The 18048-nt window shown below is 50.6% G+C and carries 22 protein-coding genes and 2 pseudogenes; 11 read left to right on the forward strand and 13 right to left on the reverse strand.

What is annotated here, in order from left to right; translation table 11 throughout:
* Positions 1–4 precede the first annotated feature (4 nt).
* Positions 5–517 (reverse strand): PUA domain-containing protein, encoded by a 513-nt coding sequence (locus NGAR_RS16370; protein ID WP_228369221.1) that lies wholly within the window; start codon positions 515–517, stop codon positions 5–7.
* Positions 518–597: 80 nt separating this feature from the next.
* On the opposite strand from NGAR_RS16370, the gene NGAR_RS16375 reads away from it, so the two are divergent.
* From NGAR_RS16375 to NGAR_RS16390, 4 genes are read left to right on the forward strand one after another with little or no spacing between them, the layout of a single operon-like run.
* Positions 598–1680, forward strand: coding sequence for a phosphate uptake regulator PhoU (locus NGAR_RS16375; protein ID WP_015020937.1), 1083 nt, complete (start codon positions 598–600; stop codon positions 1678–1680).
* A gap of 27 nt (positions 1681–1707) precedes the next feature.
* A complete protein-coding gene (locus NGAR_RS16380; protein ID WP_015020938.1) occupies positions 1708–2130 on the forward strand; it encodes a multiprotein bridging factor aMBF1 in 423 nt (140 codons plus the stop codon).
* Entirely contained in the window at positions 2131–3264 is a 1134-nt protein-coding gene (hflX, locus tag NGAR_RS16385) for a GTPase HflX (RefSeq protein WP_015020939.1), read from the forward strand.
* Positions 3261–3785: a tRNA (cytidine(56)-2'-O)-methyltransferase gene (locus NGAR_RS16390; protein ID WP_015020940.1), complete on the forward strand. Its 525-nt coding sequence runs from the start codon at positions 3261–3263 to the stop codon at positions 3783–3785. The genes hflX and NGAR_RS16390 overlap by 4 nt, the downstream gene beginning before the upstream one ends.
* A 282-nt stretch (positions 3786–4067) precedes the next feature.
* On the opposite strand, the pseudogene NGAR_RS18095 reads toward NGAR_RS16390, so the two are convergent.
* The 4 genes and pseudogenes from NGAR_RS18095 to NGAR_RS16405 all read right to left on the reverse strand — a co-directional run.
* Positions 4068–4259: pseudogene (locus tag NGAR_RS18095) on the reverse strand (hypothetical protein); the annotation flags it as partial.
* A 116-nt stretch (positions 4260–4375) separates the two neighbouring features.
* Positions 4376–4687: a metalloregulator ArsR/SmtB family transcription factor gene (locus NGAR_RS16395; RefSeq protein ID WP_015020941.1), complete on the reverse strand. Its 312-nt coding sequence runs from the start codon at positions 4685–4687 to the stop codon at positions 4376–4378.
* Between the two features lie 34 nt (positions 4688–4721).
* Positions 4722–5399 carry a hypothetical protein gene (locus NGAR_RS16400; protein ID WP_015020942.1) on the reverse strand — a complete coding sequence of 226 codons (678 nt, stop codon included), beginning with the start codon at positions 5397–5399 and terminating at the stop codon, positions 4722–4724.
* Positions 5400–5669: 270 nt separating this feature from the next.
* Complete coding sequence (locus NGAR_RS16405; RefSeq protein WP_148681650.1) at positions 5670–6308, reverse strand: diacylglycerol/polyprenol kinase family protein; 639 nt, start codon at positions 6306–6308, stop codon at positions 5670–5672.
* Between the two features lie 141 nt (positions 6309–6449).
* On the opposite strand from NGAR_RS16405, the gene NGAR_RS16410 reads away from it, so the two are divergent.
* The 5 genes from NGAR_RS16410 (at position 6450) to NGAR_RS16430 (ending at position 10132) form a co-directional block, all read left to right on the forward strand.
* A complete protein-coding gene (locus NGAR_RS16410) occupies positions 6450–8348 on the forward strand; it encodes an AMP-binding protein (protein WP_015020944.1) in 1899 nt (632 codons plus the stop codon).
* 207 nt (positions 8349–8555) lie between these two features.
* On the forward strand, positions 8556–8723 hold the full coding sequence (locus NGAR_RS16415; RefSeq protein WP_228369222.1) for a hypothetical protein: 168 nt from the start codon (positions 8556–8558) through the stop codon (positions 8721–8723).
* An 87-nt stretch (positions 8724–8810) separates the two neighbouring features.
* On the forward strand, positions 8811–9023 hold the full coding sequence (locus NGAR_RS19485; RefSeq protein ID WP_407637211.1) for a DNA methyltransferase: 213 nt from the start codon (positions 8811–8813) through the stop codon (positions 9021–9023).
* Positions 9024–9229: 206 nt separating this feature from the next.
* Positions 9230–9664 carry a site-specific DNA-methyltransferase gene (locus NGAR_RS16425; RefSeq protein ID WP_015020947.1) on the forward strand — a complete coding sequence of 145 codons (435 nt, stop codon included), beginning with the start codon at positions 9230–9232 and terminating at the stop codon, positions 9662–9664.
* A gap of 15 nt (positions 9665–9679) precedes the next feature.
* Positions 9680–10132: a restriction endonuclease gene (locus NGAR_RS16430; RefSeq protein WP_148681652.1), complete on the forward strand. Its 453-nt coding sequence runs from the start codon at positions 9680–9682 to the stop codon at positions 10130–10132.
* On the opposite strand, the pseudogene NGAR_RS19490 reads toward NGAR_RS16430, so the two are convergent.
* From NGAR_RS19490 to NGAR_RS18100, 3 genes and pseudogenes are all read right to left on the reverse strand, one after another.
* Positions 10121–10357: pseudogene (locus tag NGAR_RS19490) on the reverse strand (hypothetical protein); the annotation flags it as partial. The gene NGAR_RS16430 and the pseudogene NGAR_RS19490 overlap by 12 nt on opposite strands.
* Entirely contained in the window at positions 10356–10712 is a 357-nt protein-coding gene (locus NGAR_RS19495) for a DDE-type integrase/transposase/recombinase (protein ID WP_148681653.1), read from the reverse strand. The gene NGAR_RS19495 and the pseudogene NGAR_RS19490, both read right to left, overlap by 2 nt.
* Positions 10670–11128 (reverse strand): IS1 family transposase, encoded by a 459-nt coding sequence (locus NGAR_RS18100; RefSeq protein WP_187147580.1) that lies wholly within the window; start codon positions 11126–11128, stop codon positions 10670–10672. Before NGAR_RS18100 ends, NGAR_RS19495 begins: the two co-directional genes overlap by 43 nt.
* Here NGAR_RS18100 and NGAR_RS16445 point away from each other — a divergent pair.
* Both NGAR_RS16445 and NGAR_RS16450 read left to right on the forward strand, forming a co-directional pair.
* Positions 11082–11768 (forward strand): hypothetical protein, encoded by a 687-nt coding sequence (locus NGAR_RS16445; RefSeq protein ID WP_148681654.1) that lies wholly within the window; start codon positions 11082–11084, stop codon positions 11766–11768. The genes NGAR_RS18100 and NGAR_RS16445 overlap by 47 nt on opposite strands.
* Before the next feature lie 447 nt (positions 11769–12215).
* Positions 12216–14723, forward strand: a complete 2508-nt coding sequence (locus NGAR_RS16450; protein WP_187147582.1) for a M1 family aminopeptidase — start codon at positions 12216–12218, stop codon at positions 14721–14723.
* Here the strand turns inward: NGAR_RS16450 and NGAR_RS16455 are convergent.
* From NGAR_RS16455 to NGAR_RS16475, 5 genes are read right to left on the reverse strand one after another with little or no spacing between them, the layout of a single operon-like run.
* Positions 14715–15503, reverse strand: coding sequence for an alpha/beta fold hydrolase (locus NGAR_RS16455; RefSeq protein ID WP_015020953.1), 789 nt, complete (start codon positions 15501–15503; stop codon positions 14715–14717). The genes NGAR_RS16450 and NGAR_RS16455 overlap by 9 nt on opposite strands.
* 8 nt (positions 15504–15511) lie before the next feature.
* Positions 15512–16408, reverse strand: a complete 897-nt coding sequence (locus tag NGAR_RS16460) for a GNAT family N-acetyltransferase (RefSeq protein ID WP_015020954.1) — start codon at positions 16406–16408, stop codon at positions 15512–15514.
* Entirely contained in the window at positions 16405–17154 is a 750-nt protein-coding gene (locus tag NGAR_RS16465; RefSeq protein ID WP_187147583.1) for a hypothetical protein, read from the reverse strand. The genes NGAR_RS16460 and NGAR_RS16465 overlap by 4 nt, the downstream gene beginning before the upstream one ends.
* Entirely contained in the window at positions 17097–17627 is a 531-nt protein-coding gene (locus tag NGAR_RS16470) for a deoxycytidylate deaminase (protein WP_015020956.1), read from the reverse strand. The genes NGAR_RS16465 and NGAR_RS16470 overlap by 58 nt, the downstream gene beginning before the upstream one ends.
* A gap of 48 nt (positions 17628–17675) precedes the next feature.
* Positions 17676–17939 carry a hypothetical protein gene (locus tag NGAR_RS16475; RefSeq protein ID WP_015020957.1) on the reverse strand — a complete coding sequence of 88 codons (264 nt, stop codon included), beginning with the start codon at positions 17937–17939 and terminating at the stop codon, positions 17676–17678.
* Positions 17940–18048 lie beyond the last annotated feature (109 nt).

Raw genomic sequence — 18048 nt, forward strand, 5'->3', positions numbered from 1 at the left:
TCGGTTACTCCATTCTACCTTTTAATCCTTCTCGAATCTTGACTGCCACTCCCCTGCTGTACCACTTCATTAGGTCGGACGGCAGGATGGCGACTCCCACCGCTATCACCCTGCTGCGGTCATCAACTACTGCCACGTCAGAGCCTACCTGCACGTTCGAGCCGCACCACTCTACGTGCCTGCAGAAAAGTGACCGGCCTCCACTTACAAATGGCACGGCTTCTTGCACAGGCGCAACGCAGCTCTCCCGGAACTGCCTCCTGCTGTTGTCAAAAAAGTGCTGGGCGCCGGCTATTGTCAGTGCAATGCCGCCGTCCGTGCGGAGCGTGCCGGCAAGCCTGCCGCCTATGCTAAAATTCTTTATGCGACCAGTGCGCTTTGAAAACTCGAACGACACATCTGCCGGCAGTGCTTCGGAAACTCCTACGCCAAACAGCGCGTCAATATGCCTGCACACCTTCTCCCTAGCGTCAATAGGCAGTGGATTCAAGTAGAAAGTTGCTGTTTTATATGCCACATAAATATAATGGCAGTTGCAGCCAACAACTATATAGTCAAGGCTAGGCATATATAGAACAGCTGGAAAACCCATCTTGAATGGAAAACAACAATAGCGAAGGCAACAGCAACGGCGAAAATCTGTTGCAGGGCGAAGAGACAAGAAAATTGCAATACACCGGCGGCTCTTCTTACATTGTGTCTTTACCAAAGAAATGGATTCAGGACCTTGGCCTCAAGCAGGGGGACCATGTCGTCATTTTAAGGCAGGGCAACTCTGTTCTGCAGATAGCGCCGGCTTCAAAGAGGATGGCAAAGGAGCAAAAGGAGGCCACAATTGAGGTAGGCAAGGATAACAACCCATATTTTATCGCACGCAAGCTGATCGCGCTGTATTTTCTAGGCTTTAACGTAATCACGATCGTGCCAAAAGAAGACAGGTTGCTTGTGGAGCAGAGAGAGGTTATCAAGAGCATTGTCCGGCGTGTCCTCATGGGTACCGAGATAATCGCAGACTCGGCCACCGGCATTACGCTTCAAGTGCTGATAAACCTACTCGATCTGTCTGTGGACGCCGCGTTCAAGCGCATGCTGCTTATTGCAAAGTCGATGTACCGCGACACGCTCCTTGCACTCAAGGAAAACAATGTAGAGCTTGCAGAGGAAGTGGTCAAGTCCGACGACGAAGTTGACAGGTTCAGCTTTTACATCGTAAGGCAGTTAAAGATAGCGATCAAGAACGAGCACCTGCTTAAGGAGATAGGGCTTGAAGAGCCGCGCAATTGCCTTGGCTACAGGCTGATAGCCAAGTCAGTCGAGCGCGTAGCGGACCACGCAGTCATTATTGCCAAGGACATCATGGAGAACCCGCATCCGCTCAACAAGGACATTGTGGAAAAGATAGCTGGCATGAGCTATTTTGCACTGGAAGTGCTAGACGACGCCTGCCTGTCGATGTTCAAGCGCGACTATGAAGCGGCTGACAGGGCGATTGAAAAGGCGCGCAAGATAGACGAGGTGGAAAAGATCATACTGAAGGCGGTGTCCGAGCCCCGCGACGTCAGCGAGCTTTACAGGATCAAGCTGATAACAGAGAATATCCGCAGGGTGGCCGAGTACGCAAGCGACATCGCAGAGATTGTGCTCAACATGACAGTGCAGCAGACGCTGAGAAAAGGCTAAATCGGCCACGCGTGATTGTGAATCCCAATGTCGTATTGCGAGCTTTGTGGACGCCAAACCATGGAGAAGAAAATGGTAATAGTTGACGGCACTGTGTTCAACGTTTGCATTGCGTGCTCAAAGCACGGCAAGCCATACGCGCCTGCTCAGGTGGCAGCGGCCAAGAAGAAAAAGCCGATGGCTGTTATAAGGCAGCAGAAAAAGATTGGGCTTGCGGACGCGACAGTACTCACCCCGGATTTTGCAAGGCTTATCAGGGAAGCCCGGATGAAGATGGGCCTCACACATGAGCAGCTAGGTATGAAGATGAACGAAAAGGCGCAGCTGCTGAGAAAGTTCGAGACAGGTGCGCTCAAGCCGGACGAGCTATTTGCAAAAAAGCTGGAGCGCTACCTTGGGATCAAGCTGTATGTTAGCGCAGAGGGCAGCGGCGATGATAATGAGGAGTAGATGATGGCATTCCAGAGAAAGGCCATCCTCATAACGTATCCTGTCGATCAGGCGATAAAAGAGGCAATATCGCTTGCAGACGCGGCTGGCTACGAGATCGTTGACACCGTGACTCAGCGCCAGATCACAAGATCGAGGTTTGGCATCGGGCGCGGCAAAGCAGAGGAAGTCAAAGAGCTCGTTGAAGAACTCAGGCCGGACGTCATCATATTTGACGAAGTGATCAAGCCTACCCAGATGTACAACCTAGCCAGCCTTTGCAAGGTGGAAATAGTGGACAGGGAGCGGCTTATTCTGGAGATTTTTGAGCGGCGCGCAAGCACAACCGAGTCACAGATCCAGATCAAGCTTGCACAGCTGCGCTACGACATGGCAAGGGCAAGGGAAAAGGTCAGGCTTGCAAGGGCGGGCGAGCAGCCCGGTTTCTATGGGCTTGGCAAGTACGAGGCGGACATCTATTTTCTTGACATCAGGAAGCGGGCGGCAGTTCTGAAGAAAAAGCTGGAAAAGGAGGAGACCAGGCGCCAGCTGCACAGGAACCAGAGGACAAGGGCGGGCCTGCCAACTGTTTCGCTTGCCGGCTATACGTCTGCAGGCAAGACCACGCTTTTCAACAAGCTCACGGGCGAGGCCAAGGCCACCGATAAGCAGATCTTTATCACGCTGTCCACGTTTACCCGCGCAATCGACCTGCATGGCGACAAGGTACTGCTCAATGACACGGTTGGCTTTATCAGCAAGCTGCCCGCGTACATGATCGACGCTTTCAAGTCAACGCTTGACGAGCTCACCTATGCAAGCCTAGTGCTTTTGGTGATAGATATCAGCGAGCCCATAGAAGAGGTTGCCAGAAAATACGATAGCTCGCTTGATGTGATAAATGAGTTCAAGGTACCTGCAACAAAGATAATCCATGTCCTCAACAAAGTAGACCTGACTACTATCGAGGACGCGTTTGACAAGGCCGGACAGCTGGGCATTCTGGACACCAAGCGCGTGATCCCGGTGTCGGCCAAGACCGGCTACAACATCAACCAGTTAAAGAATCTGATAAGGACGGTGCTGTTTGAAATGGAGAAGGGAGAGGATGCGGAAGTAAAGGAAGAGCGCGTGGAGAAGGAAGAGCAGGGATGAAAGTCTCGGTGCTGAGGATCGGTCATCGGCTTGTCCGCGACGACAGGGTTACGACGCACGCTGCACTCGTCGCAAGGGCGTTTGGCGCAGACAGGATATACATGACAGGTGTCGACCAGTCAGTCAGCGACACAGTTGCAGGCGTCACCAAGAGGTGGGGCGGCAAGTTTGAGGTTCAAGTCATACAGGACTGGAAGGGGCTTGCAAAGGCGTGGAAAAAGGAGGGCGGCAAGGTGGCTCATCTCACGATGTATGGCATCAACATCGACGAGGCTGCCGAGCGCCTGCGCAAGGAGGAGAGGATTCTGGTCATAATAGGAGCGGAGAAGGTGCCGCGGGAAGCGTACGAGCTTGCTGACTATAACATCGCTATCGGCAACCAGCCCCATTCTGAAATCGCGGCGCTTGCGATCTTTCTTGACAGGATGTTCAAGGGCAAGCAGCTGAAGAAAGAGCTCGCCGGCGGCCGGCTGAAGATAGTGCCGGCTGCAAGGGGCAAGCAGGTCAGGGAGATCAAGTAATCTTTTTAATTGCGTTATGCTGCCTGCAAGGCAGTGATGACACTAACCTGCGCCGATCGCCCATTCAGCGAGATGAGGAAATGCACCTCGACTGAGACACATTACTAAAATGTGTGTCTTTAGGTGCACATCATCACTTCTTATTTTTACAATACTCTACAAGCCTTCCTGTGAAGTAAGACCAGCCAGCCGTGACATCTTTAAAGTGCTTGTCCATTTCTTTGGTAAATCCGGAATGGACAAGAGTGGCCTTTGTCTTATTTTTCCCACCTCTTCAAGGCTTCAGGTCACTAGAGTAGGCTTGAGGCGTACGCCATCTGGCCTGTATTCTTCATCAGGTATGAAGGTGTAAACGAGCTTTTTATTTGGAATAATCTCTAGCACTTCGCCGTAAAGATGATTGTCTTTATCCCCCATTTCTTTATGGCGCTCTGCCAGAAATGTAGAGTGCATCTTTCCTCCTACTCGGGGTTCAAAGGTCCCGGTGTCAGGGAATCATTGCGTAAGCTCTTTTGGATCCGTTAATGCACTAAAGGCTACTATATGGACCGGCGCGTCGATCTCGATTATTTTTCTAAGTTCCATATCGCTCATTTCCTCTTTTTCCTCTCCTTGTTCTCGACGTATTCTTTGAGGCTCTTTAGCCGATCGTCCCAGAAGAGGTCAAAGAACCGCATCATCTCCGACATTGCGTCCCTGTTGACAGAGTAGTACCTGTTCTGGCCTTCCCTGCGCTCGTTGACAAGCCCGGCGTCCCTGAGCACCTTGAGGTGTGTGGACAGGGCGGGCAGCGTAAAGTCAAAATGTGTTGCAATCTCGCTTGGTGTCCTTTCTTTGTCCTTCAAAAGCAAAAGTACCTGCCGGCGGTTGTCGTCAGCAATGGCTTTCCATGGCGAACCCATGCTAGCTTTAATAATTAAGCAATTATTTAAGTATTTAAATCTGTTTCATAAGAGCCACTATAGCCTTTGCGGCCTCTGATTTGGCAAAGAGCAGCTTTGCCTTGTCCTCTTTCCGCTTTTTCTCCGGGTTTATCTCCAAGATGTTCAGATGGCCGTTTATCAGGAATTCGATATGGAGCGACTTTCTGGCCATGCTAGCGTTCCTTATCCCGAACCTCTTGCCCACAAGGCTGTCCTCGCTGACCGGGTCAAGCGACGTGAGCCTGACGACCGTGCCCACAAATGAATCGAGCAGTGCAAAGAGCGGATCAGGCTTGTCCTCCTTCTTTTCCTTTGGTACCACTCCCCACTTGACCTTGCTCTTTGTGGCCGACGCGAGGCTGTCGAACCTCTTTACAAAGTCGCCAAACACCGATTCCATCGTGACATCTATCACGTGGTTCTTTGACCTGACAAACTGCGATGTCACCTTCTGGTCGGTGAACTCCATGCCGTGGTACTTGGCGTAGAGCAGCGGCTGGCCGTATTTCACGACATAGGCGTCGCAGCCCTCTATCTGGGAGACCAAGTGCAGGAAGTGGTTGGCCGATGTCGGGTTCTTGACCGCCGCATTCATTTTCGAGATTATCATGAGCTTGAGAAGATCCCTGATAAAGTCGTCCGCATAGCGCGGAAACTCTTCAAAGTCATAGCGCACTTCCTCCACTACCAAGGTATAGCATGCTAACCGGGCACGAACATTTAATGATTTACCAAGTCATCCTGTCTGACTGTACCCTGCGTGCGCGCGTTTCCAGCAGAGCGCGTGTGGAGAAAAAATGATACATTGTGTAGCATTTTACGCACAAAAAATGCTACATTTTACGAACTGCGCTTCCAGTGGAAAAATGGTGCACTGTGACTCATTTCACGCACGAAAATGGTGCAGTTTGCAAAATATGTTTATCGTCATATTGATATCTGCCAGATAGCTCAAAAAACCTCACAGGTTCCCGATTATTGATATGGTCAGTCCGGACAGCAAGGGAACTGTCAGATTGTCAGTGACGCGCAGCGGAAGAAGCTCGATCACCATGCCGATTGTCGCTGCTATTAGCGCCGTTGCGGGAGAGATGAAAATTGCAGCGCCAGCAAACGCGCAGACGAAACCCGCGAGGCTGCCTTCAACGGTCTTGCCGCAGGTATAGGGGATCTTGTTCTTTCCATACAGCCTGCCGGCTATTGACGCAAAGCCGTCTCCCAGCGTAATGACCGCTATGGTGGCGTAGTTGAAAGGCGCGGGGAACATCAAAAGGGACGCCAGTATCCCGGCAGCAAAATACAATGGAGCCTTGACAAAGGTGTCCTGCTTTTCTTCTTCTCCTTCTGCCGCATTGCGCATCGCTGCCTTTGTGACAGCGGTCAACACTGGAAAGCTGCGCCCCTTGAGGCGGAAGTATTCAGAGACAGAATATACCGCGGCGAGGGCTATTATGATCGCCGCGGCATAGTAAACCCCCGCTACAAGCGATATGAATGGTATGGAGAACCCAAAGATGTGTATCGCCTTTCTGAACAGCTCTTTTCTGATCAAGGCGTACCGCCCATTGCTGCCCAAATGCCTGTCATCTACTTTTGACATGCGACGCTATTTAATCAAGCGGATGAATTGTCCTAATACAAGCTTGATTTTGGGTGGCGCAATACTGTTTATTGTTTAGTTATAAAGCTGCCTCTTGCCTACATCTTTTAAACCAAGACATTTCAAACAAGTAATAACACGTTGCCTGCCGAGGAAAAGTATGTGTTCACCCCATTGCCAGAGCTCATGGCTAAAAGCAACATTGCGCGCTTTATGAACAGGCACGGCATTTCGGGCTGGCGCCAGCTGGTAGAGAAAGCCAACAGCGACATTGGCTGGTACTGGGACGCAGTCAATGAGGATCTCAGCATCGATTGGTTCCAGAGATACGACAAGACGTTTGATTCGTCTGCAGGCATTCCTTGGACAAAGTGGTTCGTAAACGGCAAGTGCAACATTGTAGCCAATGCGGTCGACAAGCACGCAAAGAGCCAGCCTGACAAGGTGGCGTACATTTTTGCAGACGAGCATGGATCTAAAAAGATCACGTATGGCGAGCTTGACGAGCAGGTGAGCAGGCTTGCGGGAGCGCTGGCAGGAGCGGGCATCAAAAAGGGCGATGTAGTCGCGATCTATATGCCAATGATCCCGGAGGCGTTCTACGCCATCTTTGCCTGCTCCAAGATGGGAGCGGTCCACACTACAATCTTTTCAGGGTTCTCTGCGCAGGCGCTCCGCTCCAGGCTCATTGATTCAAATGCGAAATTGCTGATAACTGCAGACACTGTCAGTCGGCGGGGCAAAGAAATCCATCTCGCAGGCCAGTGGCAAAAAGCCGTGCAGGGCACAAAAGTTAGAAGGATAATCACGGTCGGCCGCGACTACCAGGACTTTGTGAAGAGTGCGCCAAGGGCCAAGACAGAGGTGATGGACGCAGAAGATCCGCTTTTCATCCTCTATACGTCCGGCACCACCGGCGAGCCCAAGGGCACGCTGCAGGTGCACGGCGGCTTTACTGTGGTCGCGGCGCAGCAGACCGCGTACCTTATTGACATGAAGCCTGACGACGTGCTGTTCTGGTATGCAGACATTGGCTGGATAACGGGTCAGGTCTGGGTGGTCTATGGCAGCCCGATAATTGGCGGGACCGCGCTTGTCTATGACAACACGCTGGACTACCCCACAGCAGATGCGTGGTGCAGGCTCATCGAAGACCACAAGGTAAGCATCTTTGGCGCGGCGCCTACGGCGATCAGGCTGTTTATGAAAAAAAACGTGCAGGCCGGCAACTACGATTTTTCGTCGCTCCGCGTTCTGGCGGCGACAGGCGAGCCGATAAACGCCGAGGCATGGCAGTGGTACTTTGAAAACGTGGGGAAGAAGCGATGTCCTGTCATAAACCTGTCCGGCGGCACGGAAATCGGCGGTGCGATACTGAGCGCGCTGCCTGTGATGCCGCTCAAAGAGTGCACGGTCGGGTGCCAGATACCCGGCTTTGATGCAGACGTTTTTGACGACTCGGGCAAGAGGGCAAGCGAAGGCTACCTAGTCATCAAAAAGCCGTGGCCCTCCATGACGCGGGGGCTCTTGAACAACCCTGGCAGGTTCATAGACACCTACTGGTCAAAGTACAAGGACGTCTGGTATCACGGCGACATTGTGCTTGTCGATCCAGACGGGCTGTGGTACATGCGGGGGCGCGCCGACGACGTCATAAAGGTGGCGGGCCACAGGATCGGGACTGCAGAGGTTGAGGCGGCAGCCGCGTCGCATCCGGCGGTCGCAGAGGCGGTGGCTGTCGGCAGGCCCGACGAGCTCAAAGGCGAGGCGATAGTGGTGTGCGTCGTGGTAAAGGACGACGGCAGCCATAGCACGAATGGCAACAATAACAACAACTTGAAGCAAGAGATCATCAGGTGTGTGGAAGGATCGATAGGAAAGTTCGCCCGGCCTGAAGAAGTGAGGATAGTGGCCGAGCTACCAAAGACCAGAACCGGCAAGCTTGTGAGGCGGCTGGTCAGGGCAAAGGTTGCCGGCGAGAATATCGCCAGCCAAGATTTGTCAACTGTAGAGAACCCGTGGTCGCTAGACGGCATCTAGCAGATTCTGTTGCAAAAGCGACTGATTTCGGGGTGTGTTGCAAATCGGCTGATGGCGAAAAATGGTGAATATCTCAAAATGAACCCATTTTTTAGTTCTTTGTCAAAGATTTTTGGAGAAAAGATGCTAAATCGATTTTTCGACGATTGACCCTTGAGCAGCGGATTCAATACCAACAAGCTATTCCATGGCGACAATCTCCAGATATTGAGAGATCGCATACCGGCCGAATCCGTTGACCTGATCTACCTCGATCCACCCTTTAACAGCAAGGCAGATTACAACATCCTATTCAAGGAAACTACAGGCGAACTCTCAACGGCTCAGATTTCTGGCATTGGGATGAAGCTGCGCGTCAATCCTACGATTACCTGACAGGCAACGAGGTGGATGTCAAGGTTGCTAATCTTGCTGAAGCAATGTATAGACTCTTGGGCAAGAATGACATGACTGCTTATCATGATGGCAACGAGGCTGATTGAACTCCATTGTGTTCTCAAGCCTACAGGCTCTCTCTGGCTACACTGTGATCCAAATTCCAGTCACTACCTGAAATTGATGTTAGATGGAATCTTTGAACCTCATAACTTCCGCAATGAGATAATCTGGAGAAGATCACATCCAAAGGGTCACGCATTCACCCGCTTTGCAAGCAATCATGACACACTACACTAGTATATGCCAAGGATGTAAAGAGAACCAAATTCAAGATGATATACAAAGACTATGATCCTGAAAAGGTGGCGAAAATCTATTCTCATAAAGACCCTGATGGTCGTTTGTACACTCTTGATAATCTACTGAATCCGAACATCAATAGACCTAACCTCACTTATGAGTTCAAGGGAATAAAGAGAGTTTGGCGATAGACAAAAGAGCGAATGATGGAAGAGGATGCAAGAGGGAGAATAGTCGTTCCAAAAGGTGGAGGAGTACCAAGGCACAAGCATTATCTTGACGAGCAAGAAGGAGTACCAGTAGATGACATATGGGATGATATCGATTACGTGAAAGGCTCAGAACGACTTGGCTATCCGACACAAAAACTATTGGAGCTAGTTGAGAGAATCATAAACACATCAACGTATAAAGGAGATTGGGTTTTAGATCCGTTTTGTGGCTGCGGAACCGCAACAACGGCAGCAGAAAAACTTGGAAGGCATTGGATTGGGATAGACATCACATGGCTTGCAATCAATCTAGTCAAGAACCGAATTAAAGCGATGTTTCCTGATGCAAAGTTTGATCTTGAAGGAGAACCGAAAGATATTGGCGCAGCAAAAGAACTAGCAAAGAATCGATATCAATTCCAGTGATGGGCACTATCATTAATTGGAGCTCGACCGGTAGGCGCAAAAGCCGACAATCCTAGAGAAGGTAAGAAAGGTGCGGATGGGAGCATTGATGGATGGCTTAGAGATGATGAAAAAATAGAAAGCATAGTTGTTCAAGTCAAAAGCGGTCATGTTAGCGTGAAGGACATTAGAGAGCTAACAGCCGTTGTTGCAAAGCAAAGAGCAGCAATCGGAATATTCATCACACTTTCAGAACCAACAAGCGAAATGATAAAGGAAGTCAAAGCAACTGATCCTTATGTAATGAAAACTTGGAATCATAAATATCCAAAAATCCAGATACTAACAATTGAACAGTTGCTCAGAGGTATCAGGGCAGACATTCCGCCTACTTCAAGTGCATTCGAACAGGCTCTCATTGCCAAGAGGCATCAAGCAAGGCGAACTTCTGATTTGATGATATGCAATCATAACACATCAAATAGATAGCATGGCCGATTCGTTATTTGCTTTGGCTGCAAGACGCATAAGTGACTCGACTCTGTTGCCTGATAAATCTAACTTGATACCAGCTTGCTCTGCGGGTGTCTTCTTCAGTACGGAATGCTCGCGGCAGTAGTTGTAATGAATCCGTATAGCTTCAATTATTTTCTGTGCAGATTCCTTAGAGTGCATATCGCGCATGACCTTTTCCCTATCTCTCATAGTGCCGTTAAGGCGCTCTAGAGTTCAAACCTTCATTTCTAACTGATATGCTGCGAATATCCTTAACACGCGGATTCTTCAAAGTGAAGTATTCTCTGAAGATTGCTTCATTGTACGAACCCAAACCATCATGAATTATCGCTTTTGGTAATGGGGCACGCTGCTTCATTTCTACAAAGACTGACCTAGCATCATTGATTGACCTCTTTTGTGTAATTCGGGAGCATATCCAGAATCTAGTTGTACTGTCCATCAAGTTCCATAGCCAAGAACAATGATTATCGAATTTGCGGTTGGTGTGATTTTCTTTGTTCTCAAGCGTCATATTGGCATCGTTCTTTTCGTTTCTGACGTGCAAAAGCATTCATTGACGTGATAAACACCGCTTAATTGGCTAGGAACAAAGCTGTCAACATAAGGTTGAACCACTTTGTTGAATTTCCTTATCCAGCGGCAAACACTGGCATAATTGATTTCTGTTCCCTCTGATTGCAAATGCTCAGATATCTTGCGAAATGACATGCCTTTAAAATAGAGGTCAATGGCTGCGCTGATTACTCTAGCAGACGCTTTCGCATTTTCAAAAGCTGGATTGAATGTAAATCTGTAGTGACAATCCTTGCAGATATAACGCTGGATATCTCCTGCTTTCTTGTTGTGCCTAATGCCACTTCTCTCATAATTCTCACTTCCACATCTTTGGCATACTATCTTGCCGAGCTTCTTTGCGTCAATGATGCTTTGGTTAATCGGTGTCTGGATAAAGAATGGCTTGCTCAATCCTGACCATATTGGAAATGCGATAATCGAAGCATCTGATCGGTTGTTGCGATGGTCTGTTTTGTCAGTCGTTAGTAATTTTCTGGCTCGCTTTGGAATAACTCTGGCGGTCATAGTTGGTGATACGACATTACTTTTTGTGAAACACAATAGATCAAGTGCCACTAAGCGCAATGGCGCATTACAAAATTTGAATAAGGAAGAAGCAGATAGACCGATCTGGCAGCTATTTGTGGGATATTTTCTTCTTATCCTCGTCTTTGATCCATTGATACCGAACGCTTCTGTTGCTTCTCTATCATCAGGTACTGGCGATTTTTTTGATCCTCTTGCCTTTCGACTATATACCATTTGGCTGACTGTTATAGTCCTGTTGGTATCGAGATTTCTCTCAAAGTTCGGTGGAATATTGGCAGATACGAACATTGGACTATTCATTATTGCAATATTTGCCGCTGAAGCATTGTTTGAAGTATCCGTTGGAGAAGTACCATTTGTCCAGATGCTTGCGTTTTATTCCAACGATGTTGAATGGGGCATAGAGTCATCTGTTATTTACTATACGCAAATCATCAGTGCATTTGGTGCGACTGTGCTTGATTGGGCTATAGTCAAGAAACGCTTCCAGAAGCCTCTTTAGCTTCGGCTTTTCTCATCTTGATAAAGAAGATTAGTGCAGGCGTCCAGCTTATCCAAGACGATGCGCCCCATACGGTCATATCTTTTGAAGTGGTGTACTGTTTGTGTAGCACAGGTCTATTAGTAGTGAATCACTCGTACATCTTGGAACTATAAGGTTTATCATATTCATGTAGACATAACCTGCAAAAATAGAGGCTATCCAGTTTGCAAGAAATATGTAAAAGAAGATTTGAGCTTGGCTTTGCTCAAGCCAAAAGCTCCCTCCTCTCATGGTTCTATTGCAGAAACGAGATTGCCTCCCGACGTGCAACAAAAACTCCCGCGTTGCAACACGTCAGGAAACCTCCCGTTTCCGCAACAGAACTCGATCCATTAGCTTATATCCCTATCGCTAGCGATATAAGAACTGAAAACCCGTCTCATGAGGTGTCGGGATACCTTTATTTTGTCAAGCGCTGCGAGTAGCGCTTACCCCACAATGCACACCACTCACGGCGAGGACGATGCCCGCAAAAAGTTCGAGCTGCCCGGCAGCAGGCCGCATTACCCCCCGTCGCTTCTGTTTACCATCACCCACATGCGCCTTGCAATAGAGCCTGACCTGCAGGAGCGCTCGATCAGCTGCGAGCAGAAGTTATCGATCACGATCCTGCACGACACGGACACGATAGAGCTTGACGCGGCAGAGCTGCAGATCAAGTCGGTTTCTGCCGCAAGCAAGCTGGAATTCCGCAGCCTTGACGATAAATTGGCAGTCAAGCTTGGAAGGATAATAAAGGAGGGGAGCAAGATCGAGCTTGCGATCGCATACAGCGCCAAGCCGCGCCAAGGGTTCTATTTCGTCGCGCCAGACAAGCATTACCCTGACAAGCACTTGGAGGCGTGGACGCAGGGCGAAACCACCCAAGCAAAGCACTGGTTCCCCTGCATAGACCACCCGCAGGTGAAATTTTCAAGCGAGATTTCAGTCACCGTCCAGTCAGGGTTTACCGCGATCTCTAACGGCAGGCTGCAAAGAGTGGAGCAGCGGGGCAACAAAAAGCAGGTCTTCCACTGGTTAGAATCGAACCCTCATCCGGCATACCTTGCATCGGTGGTAGTCGGCAAGTACGCCGAGATAAAGGACGGCAGCTTGCAGTACTATGTACCACCAGAGAGAAAGGCGGACGCGCCAAGGACGTTTGACCAGACGCCCAAGATGATTAAGTTCTTTGAAGAGTACCTCGGCACCAAATACCCGTACGAAAAATACGCGCAGGTGGCCGTGCAGGACTTTATATATGGCGGCATGGAAAATTCCAGCTGCACGACACTGACGCTTGACACGCTGCATGACAAAAAGGCGCATGTTGATTTTACGAGTGACTATCTGATATCGCACGAGCTGGCGCATCAGTGGTTTGGCGACCTTGTGACGTGCAGGGACTGGCAACACATCTGGCTCAACGAAGGCTTTGCGACCTACTGCGAGGCTCTGTACTGGGAGGCGAGCAGGGGCAACGACGAATTTCAATATTACGTGATGCAGACTGCCGACGACTATTTCGAGGAGGCCGGGACAAGGTACACCCGGCCCATCGTCACAAAAGTCTACAAGCACCCTGATGACCTCTTTGACAGGCACACGTACGAAAAAGGTGGCTGCGTGCTCCACATGCTCAGGCATCACGTGGGCGACAAGTACTTTAGAAGATCGCTCAAGACCTACCTCCAGCGCTTTGCCAACAGCACTGCAGAGACTGACGACCTTCGCAAGATCTTTGAGCTTGAAACGGGCAAGAGCCTGCAGCAATTCTTTGACCAGTGGATCTTTAGGGAAGGCCACCCGGAGCTCAAGGTCGATTTTTCCCAAGACGGTGATATTGCCAAGATAAAGGTGGAGCAAGTGCAAGCCGGGGATCCCTTTGAGTTTGCGCTGGACGTCAATCTTGCGTTTGCAAGGGGCAAAAAGACCCGCTACACTTTCAAAATATCTGAAAAAGAGAGCGTGTTCCAGATCCCAGTGGACAGCGAAGTCGAATGGTTTTCTGTCGACCCCGAGTTCAAGATCTTGAAAACAATATCGATCAGGGCGCCAAAGGAGATGCTTGTCAGGCAGCTCCGCGACGGCGACACTGTCATAGAGCGAGTCGAGGCGGCCCGCGCCCTCAAGGACAAATCATCCGATGCAGTCATTGACGCTCTGAAAGACGCGGTTCTGCACGACAAGTTCTGGGGAGTGGCCGCCGAAGCAGCAAAGGCGCTTGGCGCGATAAGGACCGACTATGCTTATGAGGCTCTGAAAGGATGCCTATTGGTAAAGCATCCAAAGGCAAGGCGCGCCGTCGTAAAGGCGATAGGCGAGTTCAAGAAGGAAGAGACGCTGGAACTTCTAAAGCCCGTGCTGCAAAAGGACGAGAGCTACTTTGTCGAGTCGGAGGCTGCGACTGCGATCGGCAAGACAAAGAGCAGGCAGGCTATTGCGATATTGAAAAAGGCGGCTGCCACCGAGACCTTTCAGAATGTCGTCGCACAGGGCGCGATAGCGGGATTGAAAGAGTTTGCCGGCGACAAGGACATTGCTGACTTTTTAGTTGAAAAGAGCAAATACGGAAACTACCACAGAGTGAGAGAGGCTGCCACATTTGCCCTTGGCAAGTTTGCAGACAACCACGCTGTCTTTGATCATTTGAAATCATTGCTGACTGATCGGTGGTTCAGGGTACGCATCAACGCGTGCAGGGCCCTTGCAGACGCGGAGCTGACAAAGGCGATCCCCGATCTTACGTGGGTAGCCGAGCATGACCTTGACCACAGGGTTAGGAGGGTGGCCGATGAGTGCATAAATATAATCAAGGAAGCAACAAAGAAGCCAAAGGAAGTCGCCCAGATGAGAGAAGAGCTTGACAGGGTCAAGTCAAAGAACCTAGAGCTCCTGCAAAAGGTGGACAGGCTAGAGCGCGAGCTACGCTAGCAAAAAGTCAGACACGATCTTGTTGAACAGCTCCGGTCGCTCAAAGTGCGGTCGGTGGCCGCAGTTCTCAATCAGGATTATCCGGCAGTTTTTTTCCATCTTGACAAAGGGCTCGGCGAACTTGACTGGGATCATGTAGTCATTCTTGCCCCACAAAAGCAGCATGGGCGCCTTTATCCTGTTCAGCCGGTTGGTCAGCCGTGGCGCCCGCGCGCTCCCTGCCAGAGACGACAGGAACGCCTCCTTTGCACCTGGCATCAGGAATTTCTGGTAGACCATTTGCGCGTACGAGTCGCTGACAGGCTTGTTATCGATCGCTGAAAGCAGCCGCTTGACCTGCTGGGGCGATTTTGCGTTTATCACCCTGACGTATTTCCGGAGTGCCGGCGATCCCTTGAAAGAGCGCGGGAGCGCGCCCGCCGGGCTTATCAGCACGAGCCTTCTCACAAGGAAAGGATGGTTTATAGCGACTTCGGCCGCAATGTGGCCGCCAAGCGACGATCCGACTATCGATACCTGATCCAGCTGTAGGAGCTTTAGGAACTGGACGACAAATCCTTTGTAGAATTTGATCGTGTAGTTGATTTTCGGCTTGTCGCTCAACCCGAACCCTGGCAGGTCAACTGCTATGACCCGGAAGCTTTTTGCCAAGTGATCGATGTTGTTTGTCCAGCTTTTGATCGAGCCTCCAAGGCCATGAATCAGGAACACGGGCTCGCCGCTGCCAACATCGACATATCTAAGGCGCAGGTTGTCAACCTGCAGGTACTGGTAGTTCAATTATGTTATTATCTGGAAGGCGCAGCTTTTGCTGTAAATACTTTGTTGTAGAGCAGGAACTGCTCCTCGTCCTTGGCCATGAATTTTTCAATGAATGATGTCAGCCTTTTACTATTGTGGCAGACCACTTGGAGCTCTTTGAACCCGCCGTCAAGGTATATGTTCGCGACAAATGAGACAAGGTGGTCAAGCGGGCGGACCGATGCGGCGTCAAGGTACACCACCTGCAGTATGTTTTCCCTGTCCCAGTAGCCATGCCGGTTGATTATTGCGATGCCATTTATAGGCCGGCGGCCGGTAACTATTATCACGCTCTTGTCCCTTATGAAGCTGCGGAGTACCTTTTTATCGAGCATGTACCAGTGCCACGATTTTACGTATCGTTTTGCAGAAAGGCTATAGATTTTTGAGTTCTGCAGGTACTCCCAGATGTCGCCAAGATCGGCCACAGTAGCCAACCTTGCCGCTGACCTTTTCTTTCTCTTCCTCCCCGGCCTGCCGTCTGCTGTGCTATAGTACGCCCACCTTGAAACCACTTCAAAGCCGTTCTTTTCCATCATGTGCTGCGAGGCGACATTTGTCACGTCGACGATGGCAGACGCCTGCAGTGCCCCCTTTTTCTTGCCGTACTCGATCATTTTTTCCAAGAGCTGTGTCGCTATCTTTGATCGCCGGTAGTCCGGGTGCACCCTCACCCCTTCAAGCCACATGCTTTTGCTGTCCGGGCATATCGCCACGTGCGACATTCCAATTTTCTTGCCTTCATTCTCTGCCACCAGCAGCCGGCCCGACCTGAACCAATAGTCCCACACCCTGTGGATATAGTCGCCCCAGCTGAACGTGTTTATGCAAAAGCTCAGGATCTCCTCCCTGTCCGATTTCTTGGCTGGCCGGATGATGTTCAAGTCCCTTTAACAGCTGCCGCCTCTTCCATCTCGCGCATAAGGGTTGCGACGAACTGCCTGACGCCCCTGATAAAGTCGAGCGCGGCGGCAAGCGAGTCGGTCTCATTGAATATGGTAACCACATAGGAATGGGTATCAAACTGGCTTATCCTCATATCATTCCAGAATTTCTGCGACAGCTCGTTGCCCGTCTTGGATGTTAGCTGTATGGCGTCCATCGGGTTCTTGTGGCCGACGTACTTGCCGGCAAGGCTTGGGATGCCTTCTATGCTGTCCAGCTTTGTCAGTATCCGGTGGATGTTGTTGTCTTTACCAGTCACAATTGAATGGAATACCACCCTCACCGCGTAAATGTCGTTTTCAATGTCAGCGCCAAGGTGCTGTCTGAGCGCGGCGGCCACGTAATGGAGGCACGACATTGTGTCTTGATCCGGGTTTTGCAGCGCGTTTGGGTAGCTCATCACCTGCAATATCCTGAACGGCAGGACGTTTGATTGCACGGGCGCGATCCGAAAGCCTTGCCGGAAGAACGACATTGTATCCTGCATCGGGTGGTCCCCCGGCCGCATCTGGCTGGCGGAAAAGCCTTCCGACTCGCTAAAAGCTGCGTTCAGCCTGTCCATGCCCAAGATCGGCTGCTTGAAGTAAAGTTGCACGTTGAACTGGGTGATGTGGACATCCATTTTTCTTACCTGCTCACTGCCTTTGCCGACGATTCCGGGTCTGCTGGGATGATCGTGAGCCACGGCTTTAGCCGCTCCGTGTCCAGCTTTACCAGCTCGACGTTTGCCTCCTTTAGCAGCTGGGTTCCGTCCTCGGGGTAGTCGGCGATCACCACTATTCTCTTGATCCCAACGCTTATCGCCATCTTGCTGCACTCTATGCAGGGCGCAAAGGTGGAGTAGAGCGTCGCCCCTCTGGTGCTTCCCGCGTTGCCAAACAGCGCGCATTGCATTATCGCGTTTGCTTCTGCGTGGGTGCACAGGCACCGGTCCAGACCTTCTCCGGACTTGATCTCGCCCTTGAGCCGGGCCATGCAGCGCGGGCAGCCTCCTTCAAAGCAGTTCTTTATCCCCGGCGGGGTGCCGTTGTAGCCGGTGGCTATCTGCCGGTTGTCCTTGACAATGACTGCGCCGATGTGCCGGGTCAGGCAGTTTGAGCGGAGCTTGGCTATCTCTGCCTGGAGCATGAAATAGGTGTCCCAGTCTGGCCTCTGCATGTATTGTTCTCTGGTAGCAGTAAAATCATGATTGCTATAAAATGTTAGCTAGCTGGTGGCCGCAGCGCCTTCAGGGTCAAGGATGCTTTTGTCCTTCTTGCGCGTACGGTCGCCGGTCTTTTTGCCCATGCTATCCACCGTGCCCAGCGCAAAGACATACCGCACGCCCTCCGACCTCATTTCCGGCGTCAGCATCGCGTTCATCTTTTCAACGTCGCCTCTGACGTAATTCTCAGAGTGCTTGTTTGTGCGAGCCACGACGTAAAGGAACGACTCTCCCCTGTACTTGTGGATTTCATAGACCTGCCCCATATAGTGCCACATATTATTATCCCAGCGCAGGGAGGTCGGTCCTTGCGGTCAACAAAAGCTTGCAACAGGTCAGCAGCCTTTTGTTGCTGGCTAAAATTGCACCAAGGAC

It is taken from the genome of Candidatus Nitrososphaera gargensis Ga9.2 (assembly GCF_000303155.1).
Taxonomy (GTDB): Archaea; Thermoproteota; Nitrososphaeria; order Nitrososphaerales; family Nitrososphaeraceae; genus Nitrososphaera; species Nitrososphaera gargensis.